This window comes from Pseudomonas sp. DCB_AW, from assembly GCF_026240895.1.
GTDB lineage: Bacteria > Pseudomonadota > Gammaproteobacteria > Pseudomonadales > Pseudomonadaceae > Aquipseudomonas > Aquipseudomonas kermanshahensis.
The window spans coordinates 1-18848 of sequence record NZ_JAPFCE010000022.1; the positions used below are offsets into that span (position 1 = coordinate 1).

General features: G+C 65.1%; 17 protein-coding genes. 13 read left to right on the forward strand and 4 right to left on the reverse strand.

The annotated features are described in order from the left end of the window. Nucleotides 1-247: 247 nt before the first annotated feature. Both OO306_RS14270 and OO306_RS14275 read right to left on the reverse strand, forming a co-directional pair. Nucleotides 248-1555 carry an NtaA/DmoA family FMN-dependent monooxygenase gene (locus tag OO306_RS14270; protein ID WP_265969114.1) on the reverse strand — a complete coding sequence of 436 codons (1308 nt, stop codon included), beginning with the start codon at nucleotides 1553-1555 and terminating at the stop codon, nucleotides 248-250. 66 nt (nucleotides 1556-1621) lie between these two features. Next, nucleotides 1622-3706 (reverse strand): TonB-dependent receptor, encoded by a 2085-nt coding sequence (locus tag OO306_RS14275; protein ID WP_265969115.1) that lies wholly within the window; start codon nucleotides 3704-3706, stop codon nucleotides 1622-1624. A 220-nt stretch (nucleotides 3707-3926) separates the two neighbouring features. Here OO306_RS14275 and OO306_RS14280 point away from each other — a divergent pair, with 220 nt between their 5' ends. Beyond that, on the forward strand, nucleotides 3927-4745 hold the full coding sequence (locus OO306_RS14280) for an IclR family transcriptional regulator (protein ID WP_099430000.1): 819 nt from the start codon (nucleotides 3927-3929) through the stop codon (nucleotides 4743-4745). Here the strand turns inward: OO306_RS14280 and OO306_RS14285 are convergent. Then, complete coding sequence (locus tag OO306_RS14285; protein ID WP_265969116.1) at nucleotides 4742-5533, reverse strand: ABC transporter ATP-binding protein; 792 nt, start codon at nucleotides 5531-5533, stop codon at nucleotides 4742-4744. The two genes, OO306_RS14280 and OO306_RS14285, sit on opposite strands and share 4 nt — an antisense overlap. A gap of 156 nt (nucleotides 5534-5689) precedes the next feature. Between OO306_RS14285 and fepB the strand changes: the two genes are divergently transcribed. The 11 genes from fepB to OO306_RS14340 all read left to right on the forward strand — a co-directional run bounded on the left by fepB (nucleotide 5690) and on the right by OO306_RS14340 (nucleotide 17057). Continuing rightward, nucleotides 5690-6538, forward strand: a complete 849-nt coding sequence (gene fepB / locus OO306_RS14290) for a Fe2+-enterobactin ABC transporter substrate-binding protein (protein ID WP_225876733.1) — start codon at nucleotides 5690-5692, stop codon at nucleotides 6536-6538. Nucleotides 6539-6591: 53 nt separating this feature from the next. Further along, nucleotides 6592-7584, forward strand: a complete 993-nt coding sequence (locus OO306_RS14295; protein WP_265969158.1) for an iron ABC transporter permease — start codon at nucleotides 6592-6594, stop codon at nucleotides 7582-7584. Further along, a complete protein-coding gene (locus OO306_RS14300) occupies nucleotides 7572-8618 on the forward strand; it encodes an iron chelate uptake ABC transporter family permease subunit (RefSeq protein ID WP_265969117.1) in 1047 nt (348 codons plus the stop codon). Before OO306_RS14295 ends, OO306_RS14300 begins: the two co-directional genes overlap by 13 nt. 120 nt (nucleotides 8619-8738) lie before the next feature. Further along, nucleotides 8739-9338: a DUF2491 family protein gene (locus OO306_RS14305; RefSeq protein WP_265969118.1), complete on the forward strand. Its 600-nt coding sequence runs from the start codon at nucleotides 8739-8741 to the stop codon at nucleotides 9336-9338. A gap of 12 nt (nucleotides 9339-9350) precedes the next feature. Next, nucleotides 9351-9776, forward strand: a complete 426-nt coding sequence (locus OO306_RS14310; protein WP_027596588.1) for a DUF350 domain-containing protein — start codon at nucleotides 9351-9353, stop codon at nucleotides 9774-9776. 16 nt (nucleotides 9777-9792) lie between these two features. Then, entirely contained in the window at nucleotides 9793-10521 is a 729-nt protein-coding gene (locus OO306_RS14315) for a DUF1190 domain-containing protein (RefSeq protein ID WP_265969119.1), read from the forward strand. A gap of 2 nt (nucleotides 10522-10523) precedes the next feature. Beyond that, complete coding sequence (locus OO306_RS14320; protein ID WP_265969120.1) at nucleotides 10524-11681, forward strand: glutathionylspermidine synthase family protein; 1158 nt, start codon at nucleotides 10524-10526, stop codon at nucleotides 11679-11681. Between the two features lie 264 nt (nucleotides 11682-11945). Continuing rightward, nucleotides 11946-12428 carry a formate dehydrogenase subunit gamma gene (locus OO306_RS14325; protein ID WP_027596585.1) on the forward strand — a complete coding sequence of 161 codons (483 nt, stop codon included), beginning with the start codon at nucleotides 11946-11948 and terminating at the stop codon, nucleotides 12426-12428. Further along, complete coding sequence (locus tag OO306_RS14330) at nucleotides 12422-13981, forward strand: NADH-quinone oxidoreductase subunit NuoF (RefSeq protein ID WP_265969121.1); 1560 nt, start codon at nucleotides 12422-12424, stop codon at nucleotides 13979-13981. Before OO306_RS14325 ends, OO306_RS14330 begins: the two co-directional genes overlap by 7 nt. Beyond that, entirely contained in the window at nucleotides 13978-16857 is a 2880-nt protein-coding gene (gene fdhF / locus OO306_RS14335) for a formate dehydrogenase subunit alpha (protein ID WP_265969122.1), read from the forward strand. The genes OO306_RS14330 and fdhF overlap by 4 nt, the downstream gene beginning before the upstream one ends. Further along, nucleotides 16854-17057 carry a formate dehydrogenase subunit delta gene (locus tag OO306_RS14340; RefSeq protein ID WP_027596582.1) on the forward strand — a complete coding sequence of 68 codons (204 nt, stop codon included), beginning with the start codon at nucleotides 16854-16856 and terminating at the stop codon, nucleotides 17055-17057. Before fdhF ends, OO306_RS14340 begins: the two co-directional genes overlap by 4 nt. A 130-nt stretch (nucleotides 17058-17187) precedes the next feature. On the opposite strand, the gene OO306_RS14345 is transcribed toward OO306_RS14340, so the two are convergent. Continuing rightward, complete coding sequence (locus OO306_RS14345; protein ID WP_265969123.1) at nucleotides 17188-18051, reverse strand: universal stress protein; 864 nt, start codon at nucleotides 18049-18051, stop codon at nucleotides 17188-17190. Nucleotides 18052-18205: 154 nt separating this feature from the next. Between OO306_RS14345 and OO306_RS14350 the strand changes: the two genes are divergently transcribed. Further along, on the forward strand, nucleotides 18206-18823 hold the full coding sequence (locus tag OO306_RS14350) for a tRNA-(ms[2]io[6]A)-hydroxylase (protein ID WP_027596580.1): 618 nt from the start codon (nucleotides 18206-18208) through the stop codon (nucleotides 18821-18823). Nucleotides 18824-18848 lie beyond the last annotated feature (25 nt).

An 18848-nucleotide genomic window follows, 5' to 3' on the forward strand; every position in this document is an offset into this window, starting at 1 on the left:
ACGCGTATTGGGTGAAGCTGACGTTGCCGTTTTGACTTTCAGGGAAACTGCCCAGCCTCTTGGGGGCAGTTCACATTGTGTGCGGGCTTGTCCCGCGAATGAAGCTACGCGGTGCATGGCACCGGCTGCGCCGGTGTTCGCGGGGCAAGCCCGCTCCCACACAGCCCCGGCGATTATCGTGGTGCAGCCCTTTTCGACCGGTCTGGCGCCCCGCCAAGGCCGGTCGTACAGGGGGGCGAGGTAGTGGCTAGTAGCGTTGCAGGTGCTCGGCAAAGGTAGCGCCTTGGTATTGCCCGCGGAACAGCCCGCGCTCCACTAGCCGCGGCACCACCTCATCGAGGAAGCAATACACCGAGCCGAACGAGCCCCCCGGCGCCGCAATAAACCCATCCATTACACCCGCCTCGGCCCAGTCGGCAATTTCTTCCACCGCGTCGTCGACCGTGCCGATCACCTGCCAGTGCGCCGCCGAGAGCACTTCTGGGCGCATCAACAGCTCGCTAGGCAGCAACGATTCGCGCTCGATCAAGCGCCGCAACAAGCTCACATGCGTGCGGCTGGCACCGGGCAGCAGTTGCAGTGGTGGCAGGTCGGCAGCGTGAATGCGTCGGTCGCTTGGCCAGTTCGTCAGGTCGATGCCGATCATCTTTTCGATGGCAGCATATTTGCGTGCCTTGTCGACCCGCGCATGGGTGTCCATGAACAGTTCGCGCGCTTGCTCGCGCGTGGGCGCCAAGAACAGGCTGAGGCCCGGCAGCAGGCGGATGTCTGCGGGGTTGCGACCATGGCGTTCGGCCCGTCGTGAAAGGTCACGGCGCAGCTCGGCGGCGGCGGCCTGGTCGGGCGTGGGGGCGAAGACGATGTCGGCGACCCGGGCAGCGAAGTCGCGGCCACTGTCAGAGGCGCCCGCCTGGATCAGTGGAATGCGGCTGCCCTGTTCCGGCAGGTTGAGCGGGCCTTGCACCTGGAGGAAGTCGCCCTGGTGGTCTATTGGCTGGACTTGTGCCGGGTCGGCATAGACACCGTTGTCACGGTCGATTCGCAGCGCCTGGTTGGGGAAGCTGCGCCACAACCGCTGCACCACGTCGGTAAATTCGGCGGCGCGGGCGTAGCGCTCTTCGGCGCTGGGCATGGCAGGCAGGCCGAAATTTTCGTGCCCTTGCAACGCGGTGACGATGTTCCAGCCCACGCGGCCGTTGCTCAGCCAGTTCAGAGACTGCAGCTGGCGAGCCACCAGGTACGGCGGGAAGAACGTGGTCGAAACGGTCGACACCAGGCCGATGTGCGTAGTCTCGCGGGTGAGCGCGGCCAGCAGCACGGTGGGGTCGAGGCTGGTGAAGCCCGAGCCGCTTTGCAGCGCGTCGGCGACCACGCAACTGACGTCGGGGCGGAACACGAAGTCCAGGTGCGCGGCTTCTGAACGGCGTGCGATGTCCAGGGCGAAGTCGCTGCCAAACAGGCTTTCGACGCGGCTGTCTGGGCGCCGCCAGCCTTCGCCGCTTAGCCAGGTCGGGGCCAGCGACATGCCGATGTGCAGGCCTTGTTGATGAGTCATCAGGGTCGGTTCTCCAGTGGCTGGCAAATAAGCGCTGGCCGGTGCTTATCGGCCAGCAGGGGTGGCTTAGAACGCGCCTTTGACGCCCACACCAAGCGTGCGCGGCTCGGTCATGCTGGCTTCGATCCCGCCAATGCCCCGGTTGGTCTGCATGTAGGTCGCGCTGCGCTCGTCGAAGACGTTCTTGACGTAGGTGTACACCTGGACCTGTTCGTTGAAGCGGTAGCTCATGCGTGCATCGGCCACGGTGTAACCGTCGATGGCATAGCTTTTGGTGTTGGCGATATCCGAGTAGTAGCCATCCACGTGGCGTACTTGGGCGTTGAGGTTGAGGCGGTCGGTGATGTCCCAGCTCGGGCCGAAGCTGACGGTGTAGCCGGGCGAACGGGCAAACTCGTTATGCGCATAACTGCTGTTGGCGTCGATGTCGTCGATGCGGGTCTGCAGGGCGCCGGCGCTGGCCTTGAGGGTCAGGTTGTCGAGCACGCGGTAGTCTGCCGACAGCTCGACCCCATAGGCGTGGGCCTTTTCGGCGTTGATGGTGTAGGACTGAGTCAGGCCCGAGGCCAGCACCACGGGGATGTTGTACTGCGCATCCTGCATGTCCATGTAGAACAGGTTGCCGTTCACGTGCAGGCGGTCGTTCAGCAGGCTGGCGCGGGCGAACAGTTCGTAGTTCCACATGCGCTCGTCGTCGAATTGCTCGAAGCGCTTGCTGCTCATGTTCAGCGACACACCGCCGGGGTTGTAGCCGCGGCTGACCATGCCGCCCACGGTCCATTCCGGGGTCAGGGCGTAGGCCAGCGATACCTTGGGCAGGAAGGCGTTGAAGGTCTTGTCGTAGTCCAGGCCATCGGTGGCGAAAGGCGAGGTGCCCTCGCGCTGGACCTGGTCTTGCTGGAAGCGCAAGGCCGTGGTCAGGGTCCAGCGGTCGTTCAGGCGATAGCTGACTTCACCGAATACGCCGAGGTTGCGCTTGGTGTCGTCGAAGTCGGAGATGCCGCCGTAGTACAGGATTTCATCGGAGTCAGTGCGAGCCAGGTACAGGCCGGCCATGCCGCTGAGGGTGTCTTGCTGCTCGCCGAAGGTGACGCGCGTTTCGTTGGAAAAGTTCTTCTGGCGGACATCGGCATCGCCGCTGTTGGCCACGCCCAGCACGCGGTGCACGTTGGACAGCGAGTACTGGGTCTGGTTGAACAGCTTCATGCCGTTGCCCAGTTCGTAATCGACATCGACGATATGCGTGTTGGTTTGCTGGTGCCAGCTGGGCATGGTGGCGCCGGTGTGGTTCAGCTTGTGAAACGGGTACGAGGCGGCTTCCTGGGTGGGGCGGTTGGAGTCGCCGTGGGCGAAGGTGTATTTCAGGCCCAGGCCGGGCACCGCTTCGGGCAGCCATAGCAACTTGCCGCGCAGGTTCAGCGAGCGGAAGTCCTGGTCGGTGCCGTGGCTGGCAAAGGATGGGTTGGTGTAGTCGATGAACGTGTCACGGGCGGCGTAATCCAGGGCCAGGCGGCCGGCCAGGTTGTCGGTCAGCGGCCCGGAGACCGCCAGCGAGCTGCGCCGGGCGTGGTAGCTACCCAGTTCTGCCTGGTAGGCCGCCTCCGGTGTGAAGGTCGGGTCTTTGGTCTTGACCAGGATTGCCCCGGCAATGGCGTTGGCGCCCTGGCTGGTGGTCTGCGGCCCGCGGTAGACCTCGATGGTGTCGACGTCCCACACCGACGGTGCGCCGAAGTACATCTCGTTGTAGTTCAGGTAGTGCCCGTCGAGGTTGATCGTGGCCCGCGGTACCGTGCCGCCCCAGAACACGTTGGCGCCGTTGTTCGGGCCCTGGCTGTCCTGGCCGCGGATGATCGGCGCGCCGACCGAGTCGGTGTAGATCACGTTGGGCACATCGTTGAGCACTTCGTGCACCGAGGCGTTGCCGGTTTTGAGGGTGTCGATCTCGCTGGCGTTCTTCACCGACACCGACGAGGCAGTGTTCTTGAGGTCGCGTTCGACCTTCTCGCCGCTCACCAGCACCGGTGCCAGCACCAGCTGCGAGTTGGCGGCGGCTGGCGTCTGTTCGGCCAGGACGGGTGGGGCGGCAAGCAGGGTGGACAGGGTCAGCACACCAAATCCTTGGCTGATCGAGCGTTGCGCGGGGTACTTCAAGACAACCTCCAAATGAGAACGATCCTCGTTTGCGATGGAAGGTATCACGGTGCCATCTCGTTCCGCAATAAAGAATCTATTCCTCGAAGTGGTATGGTGTGGTCGCCCTGCACGTGCATTCGCACCCTGCGAGGGCCGCTGGCGGTATGATGGGCCGCCGCGCGTGCCGGGCGTGGCGCTGCCGCTTGGCCAGATAATCAGAAATGAGGAGATAGCCCCGTTGAACACTTTGCAGTCCCCTGCCGATGCGGAGCCGGAGAGCCCCGGCGAGAAGCGTTCCGGCACCATTCAGTCGGTGTCGATTGCTGCGCGGTTCCTGAATGTGCTGGCCAATGCCGAGAGTGAATTGAGCCTGGGCGAGGTCGCCCGTCGTACTGGTACCGGTGGTTCCACAGCGCATCGCTATCTGCAGAGCCTGGTCAAAGAAGGGCTGGCCAGGCAGGACCCGGCCAGCGCGCTGTATGACCTTGGCCCGGCAGCCCTGAGCATCGGCATTGGCGCCCTGAAACGGGTGGATGCAGTGGACATCGGCGCCCAGCACATGAAGGCCCTGGCGCAACGGCATGCCGCCAGCGGTGGCGTGGCGATCTGGACCGACCGCGGGCCGACCCTGGTGCGCTGGTACCGCAGTGCCTATTTCTCGATCAACCCCTTGGCGTTGGGCGACATCTTGCCCATCGACAACACCGCGTGCGGGCTGGTGTTCCAGGCGTTTCTGCCCAAGGCTACGATCGATGCCGCGCGCAAGTTGCAGCCGGCGCATTTTCGCGGCACCCCGCCCAGTGCCAAGGTGCTGGAGCAGATTCGTCAGCATTGCTGGGCCGAGCTGACCAGCCACTTGCTGTCGAGCGTGACCGGGCAGGCCGCGCCGGTGTTCGACGCGCAGCAGGAAATTGTCTGCGTGATGACCACGGTCACTGACCTGGGGCAGTTGCGTGCGCCTGAAGACCGCCAGGCGCTGTTCCATGAGGCCGGGCTGGTCAACCAGGCCACCGGTGGCCGCATGCTCGGCGCACCGGCGCCGGTGCTGCCGGACTAAGCGGGCTCGCTACGCCCGCGTGGCACCAGCAGCGGGGTGCCGCTGACCGGGTCTTCGATGATCAGCGCCGAAAGCCCGAACACGCGCTGCACCAGCGCTTCAGTGAAGATTTCGCTTGGCGCACCCTGTGCCACGATCGCGCCGTCGCGCATGGCCACCAGGTGGCTCGCGTAGCGGCAGGCCTGGTTGAGGTCGTGCAACACGGCCACGATGGTGCGGCCCTGCTGGTTCAGTTCGCGCAGCAACTCCAGCAGCTCGAACTGGTGCGCGATGTCCAGGTAGGTGGTGGGCTCGTCGAGCAGCAAAATCGGCGTGTCCTGGGCCAGCACCATGGCAATCCACACGCGCTGGCGCTGGCCGCCCGACAGTGCCTGCAGCGGGCGCTCGGCAAGCGCTTCGATACCGGTGGCACGCATGGCCTGCTGCACGGCGTGCTCATCGGCCTTCGACCATTGCCGCCACAGGCTCTGGTGCGGGTAGCGGCCGCGGGCAACCAGCTCGGCGACACTGATGCCGTCTGGCGCCGTGGCGCTTTGGGGCAGCAAGGCCAGGCGCCGGGCGACGTCTTTGGCAGGGCGTTGCTGGATGTCTTGGCCATCGAGCAGCACCTGGCCGCAGCTGGGGGCCAGCAACCGCGCCAATGCTGCCAGCAGAGTCGATTTACCGCATGCGTTGGGGCCGACGATGACAGTAAAAGCGCCATCCTCGATTTCCAGGGACAGGTCGTGCGACAGCGTTCGGGTGTCGCGGCGCAGGGTCAATGCACGGGCATGCAGGCGAGAGCTCATCGAAGGTCCTTGGCAAGGCTGGAATTTGCGGAATGGATTCTACATGATGGAATTAACTGCATGAGAAGTATTATCATGCGCACCTTGATTCCCTTCGAGCGAAGCCAGTCGATGAAGCCTTTACGTGTTTGCGCAGCACTGACCGCAGTTGCCCTGATGCTGTTTGGCCCTTGGGTGGCGGCCGCGCCCACGCGCATCGTGTCCACCACGCCGAGCGTTACCGGCATCCTTCTGGCGATGAATGCGCCGCTGGTGGCCAGCGCTGCGGCCACGCCCAGCCGCCTGACCGATGGCAAAGGCTACTTCTCGCAATGGGCGACGGTGGCGGACCAGCGGGATGTGCAGGTGCTGTACCGCAACCTGCAGTTCGACATCGAAGCCGTGGTGGCCAGTGCGCCCGACCTGCTGGTGGTGTCTGCCACCGGGGCCGACAGTGCCGCACCGCACCTGGCCGAGCTCCGCGCGCAAGGCATCCCTACGCTGGTCGTGAACTATTCCAACCAGTCCTGGCAGGCGCTGGCCACCGAACTGGGCGCGCAAACCGGGCTGCAACGGCAAGCGCAGGAGGTGATCCAGCGTTTTGACGACTACACCCGTGAAACCGCCGCGCGCCTGCAGCCTTCACCGCGGCCGGTGATGCTGGTGGGCTACAACATCGGTGGTAGTTACTCCATCGGGCGTGCCATCAGCCCGCAGGCGCGGCTGCTCACAGCGCTCGGTTTCCAGGTACGTGAGCTGCCCGAGGCGATGGCCGGACAGGTGATCCGGGCCACCGAGTTCCAGTTCATTTCCCGCGAGAACCTCGCCGCCGCGATTGGCGATGCCGACGTATTCCTGCTGAGTGCCGATGACAGCGATGCCCAGGCGTTTCGCAGCGACCCGGTGCTGGCCAACCTGCCCGCGGTACAGCATCAGCGGATTTACCCGCTGGGGCCCAGTTCGTTTCGCATCGACTATTACTCGGGGCGGCAAATGCTCGATACCGTCGCCGGCTACTTCCGCTGATCATGCATAACCTGTCGACCCAGCCCGTACGGGCTGCTGGCTGGGTACGTGGCATGCCGCGCCAGGGCCTGTTGCTGGGTGTGCTGGTGTTGCTTGTGGCAGCGTTGGCCAGCTTGCTGATCGGTTCGCACCCTATCGCCATGAATGTCGTGTTCGACGCCCTGTACCAGCCCGACCTGCAGAATGATCAGCACCTGATCGTGCGTGAGTTGCGGGTGCCGCGCACCCTGGTGGCGCTGCTGGCCGGGCTGGCGCTAGGGGCGGCGGGCACCCTCATGCAGGCGCTGACGCGTAACCCGCTGGCCGAGCCTGGGCTGCTGGGCGTCAATGCTGGCGCTGCATTGGCGGTCATCCTGGGTGTCGCGTTTTTTGGCCTGACGCAGGTCGGCCAGTACATCCTGCTGGCCTTCCTGGGGGCTGGCGTTGCCGGTGTCGCGGTGTTCTTGCTGGGCCAGGCTGGTGCCAACGACAGCAACCCCGTGCGCCTGGTGCTGGCCGGGGCCGGGCTGACGATGCTGCTGGCGTCGCTGACCGGTATCGTCGTGCTCAACACCCCGCCGCAAGTCTATGACCACTTCCGCCACTGGGCCGCCGGCTCGCTGGCCGGCAGTAGCACGGCCACATTGCTGCTGCCAACCCTGGCCATTGCCCTAGGGCTGGTCCTTGCGGCGGCGCTCATGCCACAGCTCAACGCACTGGCACTGGGGCGGGACCTGGGCCGGGCGCTGGGGGTGAACGTGCGCCTGACCTGGGCGCTGGCCTGTGTCGCGTTGATGCTGCTGGCCGGCAGCGCGACGGCGATCGCCGGGCCCATCGGGTTCGTCGGCCTGGTCGCCCCGCACCTTGCGCGCTTGCTGGTTGGCCCGGACTACCGACGCATGCTGCCCTATGCGGCGCTGATTGCCGCGTTGCTGTTGCTGGGCGCCGACCTGCTGGGGCGGGTGCTTGCCGCGCCGGCAGAACTGGCTGCCGGGACCCTGGCGCTGTTGCTGGGTGGGCCGGCGTTCATCGTGCTGATAAGCAGGTTTCGACTATGCCATCTCTGACTACTCCACGCGTGCTCAGGTGTGGCCCGTTCAGCGTGCGTTTCAGCCCACGGGCGGTGCTGGTCGGCAGTGCGCTGTTGCTGTTGGTGCTGGGCTTGGCGATTGTGCTGCTGGGCACCGGCAGCCTGCCGATTGGTGCCGGGCAAGTACTGGGCAGCTTGCTGGGGCAGGGGGACAGTGACATGACCCAGCGCATCGTCACGCGGGTGCGCTTGCCACGGGTGCTTACCGGCCTGCTGGTGGGTGCGGCGCTGGGCATGGCCGGGGCGATCTTCCAGTCGATTGCCCGCAATGCCCTGGGCTCGCCCGACGTCATCGGCTTTACCACCGGCGCGGCGAGCGGTGCCATCGTGCAGATCATTGTGTTCGACGCCGGCCCGTTGGCCACGGCGTTGGCGGCGGTGGCGGCGGGCATGCTCACGGCACTGCTGGTTTTACTCCTGGCGCGCCGGGGGCAGGGCAGCGAGGGTTACCGGTTGGTGCTGGTGGGCATTGGCATGGGCGCCACGCTGTCAGGTCTTAACCAACTGTTGTTGGTCACGGGGGACCTTGACCAGGCACTGTTTGCTCAGTTGTGGCTGGCCGGTTCGCTCAACACCCGGACTTGGGCGCATGTCGTCCCTGCCGCGCTGGGCCTTGCGCTGATCCTGCCGATAGCGCTGCTGCACGGCCGCGAACTGGCACTGCTGGAGATGGGCGATAACTCGGCCAGTCAGCTGGGGGTGGCGGTTGGGCGGTCGCGGCTGGTGCTGGTACTCGCCGCCGTGGGGCTGACGGCCATTGCCACTGCCGCTGCCGGGCCGATTGCGTTCATTGCCCTGGCGGGGCCGCAATTGGCGCGACGGCTGACGCGTACGGCCAGCGCGCCGCTGGTGTGCGCCGCCTTGATGGGGGCAACCTTGCTGTTGGTCGCCGACTGGCTGAGCCAGCGCCTGGCCGCCACGGCGCAGTTGCCGGTCGGGCTGGTGACCGGGGTGTTGGGGGGTGGGTACTTGCTGTGGTTGATTACTGCCCAACGTAAGCGGTCAATGTAGGCGCGTCAGGCCTAAGGCCTGGCATGACATCAATGCAAACAGTGCTTGAATTGGCTCAATCGGCCAAACCCGTTAAGGTATCGCCCCTCGCAAGGATTGCCCCGCTTCAGGATAGGTTCGATGCCGCTTTCGCCCAGTACCAACCCGCCCTTCGGCCTGCTCAACGGCCGCCGGTTCATACCCGACGCATCACTCAAGCCACTGCTTGAGGGTTATTCAGGGTTGCAGGTTCCCGGCCCGGAAACGGTCTGGGCCACCGGCGAGGTCGACCTCGGCGATTCGGTGCACCTGCTGCGGTATTACCTGGACAACGAAGACTACTGGCTGCAAGTGCTGATGAACGGCGACAAGGTAGGCGATAGCGTGCTGTTCGGTTATCACAGCGCCGTAGCCCTCCACGATGAGGCGCACCTTCAGCGCCTTGTCGGTAGCCAGTCCAAGGTCGGCCTGCCGATCTACGAACACGACGGCTGTCTGTATTCCCGTCAGTGGGGCCGTGAGCTTGGCCAGGCCAGGCTGGTGCCGTTGTACGAGCGGGTGGTCAGCCCCGACGCCCGTTACGGCATCCAGCACCTGTCAATGCTCTACGCCCGCGACACCGGCCTGCCTGAGCGCCGCGAATTTCTGCTGTTGTCGGCGGAGGAAGACGAGGCGGGCAAGGCCACCCTCACCACCTCGCTCGGCATCACCCTGCACCCCACGGACTTTCACGTAACCTGACAAGGACTCACCATGCTCGACGCGCTACGCCTGTCGCTCAATGCCTCTGCAGTGACCGGCTTCATCCTCTATATCAGCGTGGCACTGTTGCTGTTCTGGCTGTTCCAGTTCATCTACACCCGCCTTACCCCGCACCGCGAGTTCGCGCTCATTCGTGAGAACAACCCGGCCGCGGCCATTGCCTTGGGCGGCTCGCTGATCGGCTTCTCGCTGCCGGCCAGCAATATCATTGCCTACAGCGTTGGCATCCTGGATTTCGTGGCCTGGGTCGTGATCGCCGCTGTGGTTCAATTGATTGCCTTTGGCATTACCAGCCTGGTGCTGCGCGACCTGTCCAGGCGTATCGCCGCGGGTGAGCTGGCCGCTGCCATCTACGCTGCCAGCGTGGCGATCAGCGTCGGCTTCCTCAATTCGGCCTGCATGACCCCGTCGGCCTGACGCCCAAGGAGCCCCCATGAAACCCCCAATGAGACGCAGCTCCGTCAAGCTGGTGCTGGCCAGCTCGCTGCCCTTGGCCCTGACCGCGTGCAGCCCGCAAGAGGAGACCTACACCGTCAGCCAGCAGGTGAACTACGACAGTGTCGAAGCCTGTGTCAGCGACAAGGTGCCGGAGAAGGCGTGCAACGATGCCTACAAACAGGCGCTGGCCGAGTACCGGCGCACCACGCCGACCTATGTGTCCAAGCCCGCCTGCGAAGCAGAATTTTCCCCTGATGGCTGCCAGATCAGCGTCGGTGGCCGGTACATGCCGCGCATGAGTGGGTTCGCGTTGGAGACCACCGGCGAGGTGACCCAGGCCCAGGTCGATGCGGCGCACGCCCAGGGCGGCGGTTATGGCCATGTCGCTACCGCCGTAGTGGCTGGCATGCTACTGGGGCAGATGACCAGCAGCGCCGACCGCCGTTACCGCGCGCAGCCGCTGTATGCGTATCGTGAGGGTGCCGGGCAGCGCAATGGCCTGCTTGGGCAGCGCTACGGCACGGCCGGGGGCATTCAGCGCAGCAACAAAGACGAGCAGAGCAGCAGCGGCGGTGGCTCCGGCGGCGGCGGTAGCTATGGCGCCTCAGGCCGCAGCGCGTCGCGCTCGGCGGTGTCTGCATCCATCTCGCGAGGTGGGTTTGGCAGCCAGGCGACGGCTCGAAGCGGCTGGGGCGGAAAGTCCGGTAGCTTCTTCGGGGGGTGAGCATGCGCAAGGTCGAACTCGCAGAGCGCCCAGGCTGGCGCAAGACAGCCCAGCAAGAAGGCTTTGCCTTCCACACCCTCGACGGCGAGCGTTACTGGGATGAACGGGGTTACTACCAGTTCAGCCAGGCCCAGGTCGAGCGGGACCTGCTGGCCCCGACCGAGGCGCTGCACGCGATGTGCCTGGAGGCTGTCGGGCGCATCATCGACAGCGAGGCGCTGATGGCACGCCTGGCGATTCCACCGGCATTCTTCGACCTGGTGCGGCAATCGTGGCTGGCGCGGCAGCCGCACCTCTATGGGCGTTTCGATTTCAGCTATGACGGCCATGGCCCGGCGAAACTGATCGAGGCCAACTACGACACGCCGACTTCGTTGTACGAAGCCGCGGCGTTTCAGCTGATCTGGCTGGAAGAACAGATCCAGCGCGGCGTTCTGCCCGCGCAGGCCAGCCAGTTCAATACCCTGGCCGAAGACCTGGTGCAGGCGTTTGCCGCGCAGCCGGGGCAGGGCACGTTCTACTTCTCGACCATCTCGGGCTCGGTGGAAGACCGTGGCACCACGGATTTTCTGCGCAAGATGGCCGCCCACGCGGGTATTCATACCCGGCACATCGACCTGGAGGACATCGGCCTGAATGGCGAGGGGCGTTTCGTCGATCTGGAGGGGCGGCCGATCCCGCGGCTGTTCAAGCTGCATGCCTGGGAGCATATCTTCCACGAAGACTTCGGCAGGGCTATCCCGGGGTGCGACACGCAGTTCGTCGAGCCGCCCTGGAAGGCGCTGATCTCCAACAAGGGCATCTTGCCGTTGCTGTGGGAGTGGTACCCAGGGCACCCCAATCTGTTGCCCGCCTTCGTCGACGACAACCCTTCGCGGCCAGTGCCTAGCGGGTGGGTGCGCAAGCCGTATTTCTCGCGGGAAGGGGCCAACGTCGATATCCGCACCGGCGCGGGGCAGCGGGTATTCGAAGACGGCCCTTATGACGACGCACCGTACATCCTGCAAGGGTTTGCGCCGCTGCCCAGGTTTGGCGACAGCTACACGCTGATCGGTTCGTGGGTGGTCGGCGACAAGGCGGCAGGGATGGGGATTCGTGAGGATGATTCGCTGATTACCAAAGACAGTTCGCGGTTTGTGCCGCATGTCGTACTGGGTTGACGGACTGCAAAGCGGGGCAACTGAAACAGCCTGAACCTCACGTCGGTTTCAGGATGCGCCTGGTCGTTCGCATGCAACCCTCCGGCGCCACAAGTGCCATGCTTGCAGGATGCTCTTGGACCAGTGCGCGCAGACGCACGGCCGTGGGCAAGGAGGCTGCCGACACCCCGCAACCGTGACGTGGCCGGCACGCCGCAGCAGAACACGCCGGACACCTGCCCCTACAACAACATAGGCAGGGTCCGTGATGCCGAGGTCCGCTGTATGCCTGATGAACTGCTCCACCTGCCTTTGATCCACAGCATCCTGGCCCGTGAAAAGGACACCCCCGGCGCCCTGTTGCCGATCCTTCACGCCATTCAGCAAGATATCGGCTTCGTGCCGGATGCCGCCGTCCCTGAAATTGCCCATGCCCTGAACCTCAGCCTGGCCGAAGTGCGCGGGGTGATCAGCTTCTACCACGATTTCCGCACCACCGCACCGGCACGCCATACCCTGCGCCTGTGCCGGGCCGAGTCGTGCCAGAGCCGTGGCGCCGAGGCCCTGGCCGCGCAACTGCGCGACCAACTGGCACTGGACGACCATGGCACCAGCGCCGACGGCGCTATCAGCCTGCGTCCGGTGTATTGCCTGGGCGCCTGCGCCTGCTCGCCCGCGCTGGAACTGGACGGCCAACTGCACGCGCGGCTCACGCCTGAGCGCCTGCGTGCCCTGGTGAACGGTTGCCTGGAGGGCGAAACATGCTGAAGGTGTATATCCCCTGCGATTCGGTGGCCCGTGCCGTGGGTGCCGACCAGGTTGCCGAGGCCCTGCAACGCGAGGCCGAGCGCCGGCAGTTGGCGGTCGATATCCAGCGCACCAGTTCACGTGGGCTGTACTGGCTGGAGCCGCTGGTCGAATGCGACAGCGCCCAAGGGCGCCAGGGTTTCGGCCCGGTGACCGCGGACGATGTGCCGGCGCTACTCGATGCCTTGGCCGGCCAGCCCCAGGCGCATGGCCTGGCCTTGGGGCCGGTTGAAGACATCCCTTATCTGAAATCCCAGCAACGCCTGCTGTTCGCCCGTGCCGGCGTGACCCGGCCACTGTCGCTGGACGACTACCGCGCCCACGGCGGTTTTGCCGGGCTGGAGCGCGCCGTGGCACTGGACGGTGCCGAAGTGGTCGCTGCCGTGCTTGATTCTGGCCTGCGTGGCCGGGGTGGCGCCGCGTTCCCGGCGGGTATCAAGTGGCGCACTGTGCGCGATGCCGGGGCCGGGCAAAAGTATGTGGTTTGCAACGCCGACGAAGGCGACTCCGGTACCTTCGCCGACCGCATGCTGATGGAAGGCGACCCGTTCCTGCTGATCGAAGGCATGATCATCGCTGGCCTCGCCGTGGGTGCCGACAAAGGCTACATCTACGTGCGCTCGGAATACCCGGATGCCATTCGCGTGCTCGACCAGGCCTTTGCCATAGCCCGCGACGCCGGTTACCTGGGCACCGACGTGGCCGGCAGCGGCCAGGCCTTCGACCTGGAAGTCCGGGTCGGTGCTGGCGCTTATATCTGCGGCGAAGAGACCGCGTTGCTGGAATCGCTCGAAGGCAAGCGCGGGATCGTCCGGGCCAAGCCGCCACTGCCGGCCCTGCAGGGCCTGTTCGGCTTGCCGACGCTGGTGCACAACGTGCTCACCCTGGCGTCGGTGCCAATCATTTTGGCCAAGGGCGCGGCGTTTTACCGCGATTTCGGCATGGGCCGTTCGTTGGGCACCATGCCGTTCCAGCTGGCGGGCAACATCCGCCACGGTGGCCTGGTGGAGCGTGCGTTTGGCCTGACCCTACGCGAACTGGTGGAAGGCTACGGGGGCGGTACCGCCAGCGGCCGGCCATTGAAGGCCGCACAAGTCGGCGGCCCGCTCGGGGCCTGGGTGCCGCCCAGCCACTTCGACACGCCGCTGGACTATGAAGCCTTCGCTGCCATGGGCGCGATGCTCGGCCACGGCGGTGTGGTGGTGGCGGACGACACCCTGAACATGGCCAGCATGGCCCGCTTCGCCCTGCAGTTCTGCGCCGAGGAATCGTGCGGCAAGTGCACCCCGTGCCGCATCGGCTCGACCCGTGGCATGGAGGTGGTGGACCGGCTGATCGCCACCACCGATTTCACCGAACGCCACGACCAGGCCCTGCTGCTGCGCGACCTGTGCGACACGATGCAGTACGGCTCGCTGTGCGCCATGGGCGGGATGACCGCTTACCCGGTGGCCAGCGCGCTCAAGTACTTCCCCGCCGATTTCGGGCTGACCCACACGGAGGCCGCGCAGTGATCAATTTCTTCGACCCCGAGACCGACCTTGGCACCCCGGCACGCGACAGCCAGGTGCAGGTCAGCCTGAACATCGATGGCCGTGCCATCAGCGTGCCTGCCGGGACTTCGGTCATGCGCGCCGCTGCCATGCTTGGCACCAGCATCCCCAAACTGTGCGCCACCGACAGCCTCGAGGCGTTCGGCTCGTGCCGCATGTGCATGGTGGAAATCGAAGGCATGCGCGGTTACCCGGCGTCGTGCACCACCCCGGTCAGCGAAGGCATGGTGGTGCGCACCGAAACCCCGCGCCTGGCGGGGTTGCGGCGCAATGTAATGGAGCTGTACATCTCCGATCACCCGCTCGACTGCCTGACCTGCTCGGCCAACGGCAACTGCGAGCTGCAGACCGTCGCCGGCCAGGTCGGCCTGCGCGAGGTCCGCTACGGCTATGACGGCGCCAATCACCTGGCCGAGAAAAAGGACGTTTCCAACCCGTATTTCGACTATGAACCGAGCAAGTGCATCGTCTGCAGCCGCTGCGTGCGCGCCTGCGAAGACATCCAGGGCACCTTCGCCCTGACCATCACTGGCCGCGGCTTCGACTCGCGGGTGGCGGCCGCTGGCGGGGACAACTTCCTGGCCTCGGAGTGCGTGTCGTGCGGCGCCTGCGTACAAGCCTGCCCGACCGCGACCTTGACCGAAAAAAGCCTGGTGCAGCTCGGCCAGCCTGAGCGTGCGGTGATTACCACCTGCGCCTATTGCGGTGTCGGTTGTTCGTTCCGTGCCGAGATGAAGGGCGACCAGTTGGTGCGCATGGTCCCGGACAAGAACGGCGGCGCCAACCATGGCCACGCTTGCGTCAAAGGCCGCTTCGCCTGGGGGTATGCCACCCACCCGGACCGCATCACCACGCCAATGATCCGCAAGCGCCTCGAAGACCCGTGGCAAGAAGTCAGCTGGGACGAAGCGGTAACCTACGCCGCCAGCGAGTTCCGCCGCATCCAGCTCAAGTACGGGCGTGATTCCATCGGCGGCATCACCTCCAGCCGCTGCACCAACGAAGAAGCCTACCTGGTACAGAAGTTGGTGCGCACGGCGTTTGGCAACAATAACGTCGACACCTGCGCGCGGGTGTGCCATTCGCCCACGGGCTATGGCCTCAAGCAGACCCTCGGTGAATCGGCGGGCACGCAGAGCTTCGATTCGGTGATGCAGGCCGACGTGGTGCTGGTGATCGGCGCCAACCCCACCGATGCCCACCCGGTGTTCGGCTCGCAGCTCAAACGCCGCCTGCGCCAGGGCGCGCGGCTGATCGTCATCGACCCACGGCGTATCGACCTGGTCGACTCGCCCCACGCCCGCGCCGAGCTGCACCTGCAACTGCGCCCGGGCACCAACGTGGCCATGCTCAACGCCCTGGCCCATGTGATCGTCAACGAAGGCTTGCTGGCCCAGCGCTTTATCGACGCCCGCTGCGAGACCGAGGACTTCGCCCGCTGGCGCGACTTCGTCAGCCTGCCAGAGAACGCGCCAGAAGTACTCGGCCCGGTCTGTGGCGTGCCTGCCGAGCAGATCCGCGCCGCCGCGCGTCTGTACGCCACCGGTGGCAACGCGGCCATCTACTACGGCCTGGGGGTCACCGAGCACAGCCAGGGCAGCACCGCCGTGATGGGCATCGCCAACCTGGCCATGGCCACCGGCAACATCGGCCGCGAAGGGGTAGGGGTGAACCCGCTACGCGGGCAGAACAACGTGCAGGGCTCGTGCGACATGGGCTCGTTCCCGCATGAACTGCCCGGCTACCGGCATATTTCCAACGAAGGTGTGCGTGCTGAGTTCGAGCGGGCCTGGGGGGTGACCTTGCAGCCAGACCCAGGCTTGCGCATCCCCAACATGTTCGAGGCGGCCCTGGATGGCAGCTTCAAGGCGCTGTACTGCCAGGGTGAGGACATCGCCCAGAGTGACCCCAACACCCAGCACGTCACGGCCGCCTTGCTGGCCATGGAATGCGTGGTGGTGCAGGACATCTTCCTCAACGAGACGGCCAAGTTCGCCCACGTGTTCCTGCCGGGCAGTTCGTTCCTTGAAAAGGACGGCACCTTTACCAACGCCGAACGCCGTATCTCGCGGGTGCGCAAGGTCATGGAGCCCCTGGCCGGCAAAGCTGACTGGGAAGCGACCGTGGCCCTGGCCAACGCCTTGGGCTACCCGATGCAATACCGCCACCCGGCCGAGATCATGGACGAGATCGCGCGCCTGACGCCGACCTTCCACCGCGTCAGCTACGCCGAGCTCGACCGCCATGGCAGCCTGCAGTGGCCGTGCAACGATGCCGCGCCCGATGGCACGCCGACCATGCATATCGACCAGTTCGTGCGGGGCAAAGGGCGCTTCATGCTCACCGGCTACGTGCCCACCGACGAGAAGGTCAACAGCCGCTACCCACTGTTGCTGACCACCGGGCGTATCCTCAGCCAGTACAACGTCGGCGCCCAAACCCGCCGCACTGGCAACGTCGCCTGGCATGACGCCGACCGCCTTGAACTGCACCCCACCGATGCCGAAAGCCGTGGCATCCGCGATGGCGATTGGGTCGGTATCGGCAGCCGCGCCGGGCAGACGGTGCTGCGCGCCAAGGTCAGTGCGCGGGTAGCGCCGGGGGTGGTGTACACCACGTTCCACTTCCCTGAGTCGGGGGCCAACGTGATTACCACCGACAACTCCGACTGGGCCACCAACTGCCCCGAATACAAAGTCACGGCGGTGGAGGTGGTGAAAGTGTTCCACCCGTCTGAATGGCAGAAGCGTTACCAGGACTTCAGCGACGAACAGCGCCGCCTGCTCAAAGAGCGCCGTACTGCCGAGCAGCAAGAGAAAGCCGAGGTGCGCCGATGAGCAATGACAACCTGGTCAAGATGGCCAACCAGATTGCCCATTATTTTGACAGCGAACCGAACCGGCAGCTGGCGGTGCAAGGGGTAAGGCAGCACATCCAGAGCTTCTGGACGCCGGCGATGCGCCGGCAGTTGCTGGCGTGGAGCGAGGCCAATGCAGGGGAAGGGCTGGACCCGAAAGTGCGCGAGGCGCTGGTGTAAACGCGCCGCCCTTTGTATTTGTAGGAGCAGCCTTGTGCTGCGAAGAGGCCGGTGCCAGCTCAGTGAATCTATGCTGCTGTCACCGGCCTCTTCGCAGCGCAAGGCTGCTCCTACAAGGGCCTCGCATGCATTAACCGCGGGCCAGCTCTGTCAGGTGGGCAATTGCTTGTTCGCTCTTGAGCACCAGCACATCCCCCTCGAGCGAATCGAGCACCACCTCGGAGGTATTCCCGATCAATGCCCCGGAAATACCCGTGCGGGCCACCGTGCCGATCACCGTCACCACGGCATCGTATTGTTTCTCGGTGTAGGGAATCAGCACATCCGCTGGGCCTTCGGCGACATGCAGGCGGTCATCGCTGATGTCGTACTCGGTCTGAAACGCGCGGCAGGCTTCCCGGTAGCGTTCGGCGATGGTCTCGCTGAGCTGGTAGGTCGGGTCCGATGCAGACAGCATGGGGGAGGGGTGTGCGCTGATGACATGCAAATCGCCTTTGGCCAGGCCGGCAATCGCATAGCCATGGTCGATGATGCTCGCGTGCAACAGGCGGTGGTCCTCATCCTGGTTGCCGACATCCACCGCCGCCAGAATCACCCCGCCGGTCCATGGCCGCTCGCTTTTCACCATCAGCACCGCGCTGGGGCACAGGCGCAGCAGCTTCCAGTCGCTGGGGGTCAGCAGTGCCTTTTTCAGCGGGTTGTCCGGCCGATGCTCCTTGATGACCAGCTCGCAGCCCTCGGCTTGCTGCACATAGATGATGGTGTCGTGCAGGTTGTCACGCCAGGCTGCCTCATGGGTGACGTTGTCGTATCCGTCATCGTGCAATTGGCTGCTCAGCAGGCTGAGCAACGCACTGTGATCCTGCTTTTTGTCGCACATCAGCAGGTGCAGGCGCGCGCCGGTCACGCCTGCGATCAGTTTGGCACGGGTCAAGGCCCGGCTGTGGGCATGCGCGGGGTCGAGGACGACGAGGATGCTGCGGACGGCTTGCATGGGCGTGAGCTCCGTTCAAAGATGGCGACCAGTGCCTGACTATAGTCGGCGTCTCACCCGTCGCCGCTTGATGTACATCAAGCATAGTCACTGGCGCTGCCGGTTGCCGCCGGTATAATCGCCGGCCCTGCCTGTTCTGTCTGGTTGCACGCTTATGTCCTTGATCCCCGAAATCGACGCCTTTCTTGGCTGCCCGACCCCAGATGCCTGGATCGAAGCGGCGCTTGCCGACCAGGAAACCCTGCTGATCGACCACAAGAACTGCGAGTTCAAGGCCGCCAGCACTGCCCTGAGCCTGATCGCTAAGTACAACACGCACCTGGACCTGATCAACATGATGTCGCGCCTGGCCCGTGAAGAGCTGGTGCACCACGAGCAGGTGCTGCGCCTGATGAAGCGCCGGGGCGTGCCCTTGCGGCCAGTGTCGGCCGGGCGTTATGCCTCCGGCTTGCGCCGCTTGGTACGTGCCCACGAGCCGGTCAAGCTGGTCGATACCTTGGTGGTGGGGGCCTTTATCGAAGCACGCAGTTGCGAGCGCTTTGCCGCGCTGGTGCCGCACCTGGATGAAGAGCTGGGCACGTTCTACCACGGCCTGCTGAAGAGTGAAGCGCGCCATTACCAGGGCTACCTGAAGCTGGCCCATCAGTACGGCGAAGAAGCGGACATCGCCCGCAGGGTTGAGCTGGTACGTGAGGCAGAAGCCGAGCTGATCCAGTCACCGGACCAGGAACTGCGCTTTCATAGCGGCATCCCAATGGCGCAGGCCGCCTGAAGCCGTTCAGGCGGCACTGCGTTCA

Bases quoted from the DNA above. Each gene is read 5' to 3' on its own strand.
- OO306_RS14270 (WP_265969114.1), bottom strand. From the start codon at position 1,555: ATGACTCATCAACAAGGCCTGCACATCGGCATGTCGCTGGCCCCGACC.
- OO306_RS14285 (WP_265969116.1), bottom strand. From the start codon at position 5,533: ATGAGCTCTCGCCTGCATGCCCGTGCATTGACCCTGCGCCGCGACACC.
- fepB (WP_225876733.1), top strand. From the start codon at position 5,690: ATGCTGTTTGGCCCTTGGGTGGCGGCCGCGCCCACGCGCATCGTGTCC.
- OO306_RS14295 (WP_265969158.1), top strand. From the start codon at position 6,592: ATGCCGCGCCAGGGCCTGTTGCTGGGTGTGCTGGTGTTGCTTGTGGCA.
- OO306_RS14300 (WP_265969117.1), top strand. From the start codon at position 7,572: ATGCCATCTCTGACTACTCCACGCGTGCTCAGGTGTGGCCCGTTCAGC.
- OO306_RS14305 (WP_265969118.1), top strand. From the start codon at position 8,739: ATGCCGCTTTCGCCCAGTACCAACCCGCCCTTCGGCCTGCTCAACGGC.
- OO306_RS14310 (WP_027596588.1), top strand. From the start codon at position 9,351: ATGCTCGACGCGCTACGCCTGTCGCTCAATGCCTCTGCAGTGACCGGC.
- OO306_RS14315 (WP_265969119.1), top strand. From the start codon at position 9,793: ATGAAACCCCCAATGAGACGCAGCTCCGTCAAGCTGGTGCTGGCCAGC.
- OO306_RS14320 (WP_265969120.1), top strand. From the start codon at position 10,524: ATGCGCAAGGTCGAACTCGCAGAGCGCCCAGGCTGGCGCAAGACAGCC.
- OO306_RS14325 (WP_027596585.1), top strand. From the start codon at position 11,946: ATGCCTGATGAACTGCTCCACCTGCCTTTGATCCACAGCATCCTGGCC.
- OO306_RS14330 (WP_265969121.1), top strand. From the start codon at position 12,422: ATGCTGAAGGTGTATATCCCCTGCGATTCGGTGGCCCGTGCCGTGGGT.
- OO306_RS14340 (WP_027596582.1), top strand. From the start codon at position 16,854: ATGAGCAATGACAACCTGGTCAAGATGGCCAACCAGATTGCCCATTAT.
- OO306_RS14345 (WP_265969123.1), bottom strand. From the start codon at position 18,051: ATGCAAGCCGTCCGCAGCATCCTCGTCGTCCTCGACCCCGCGCATGCC.
- OO306_RS14350 (WP_027596580.1), top strand. From the start codon at position 18,206: ATGTCCTTGATCCCCGAAATCGACGCCTTTCTTGGCTGCCCGACCCCA.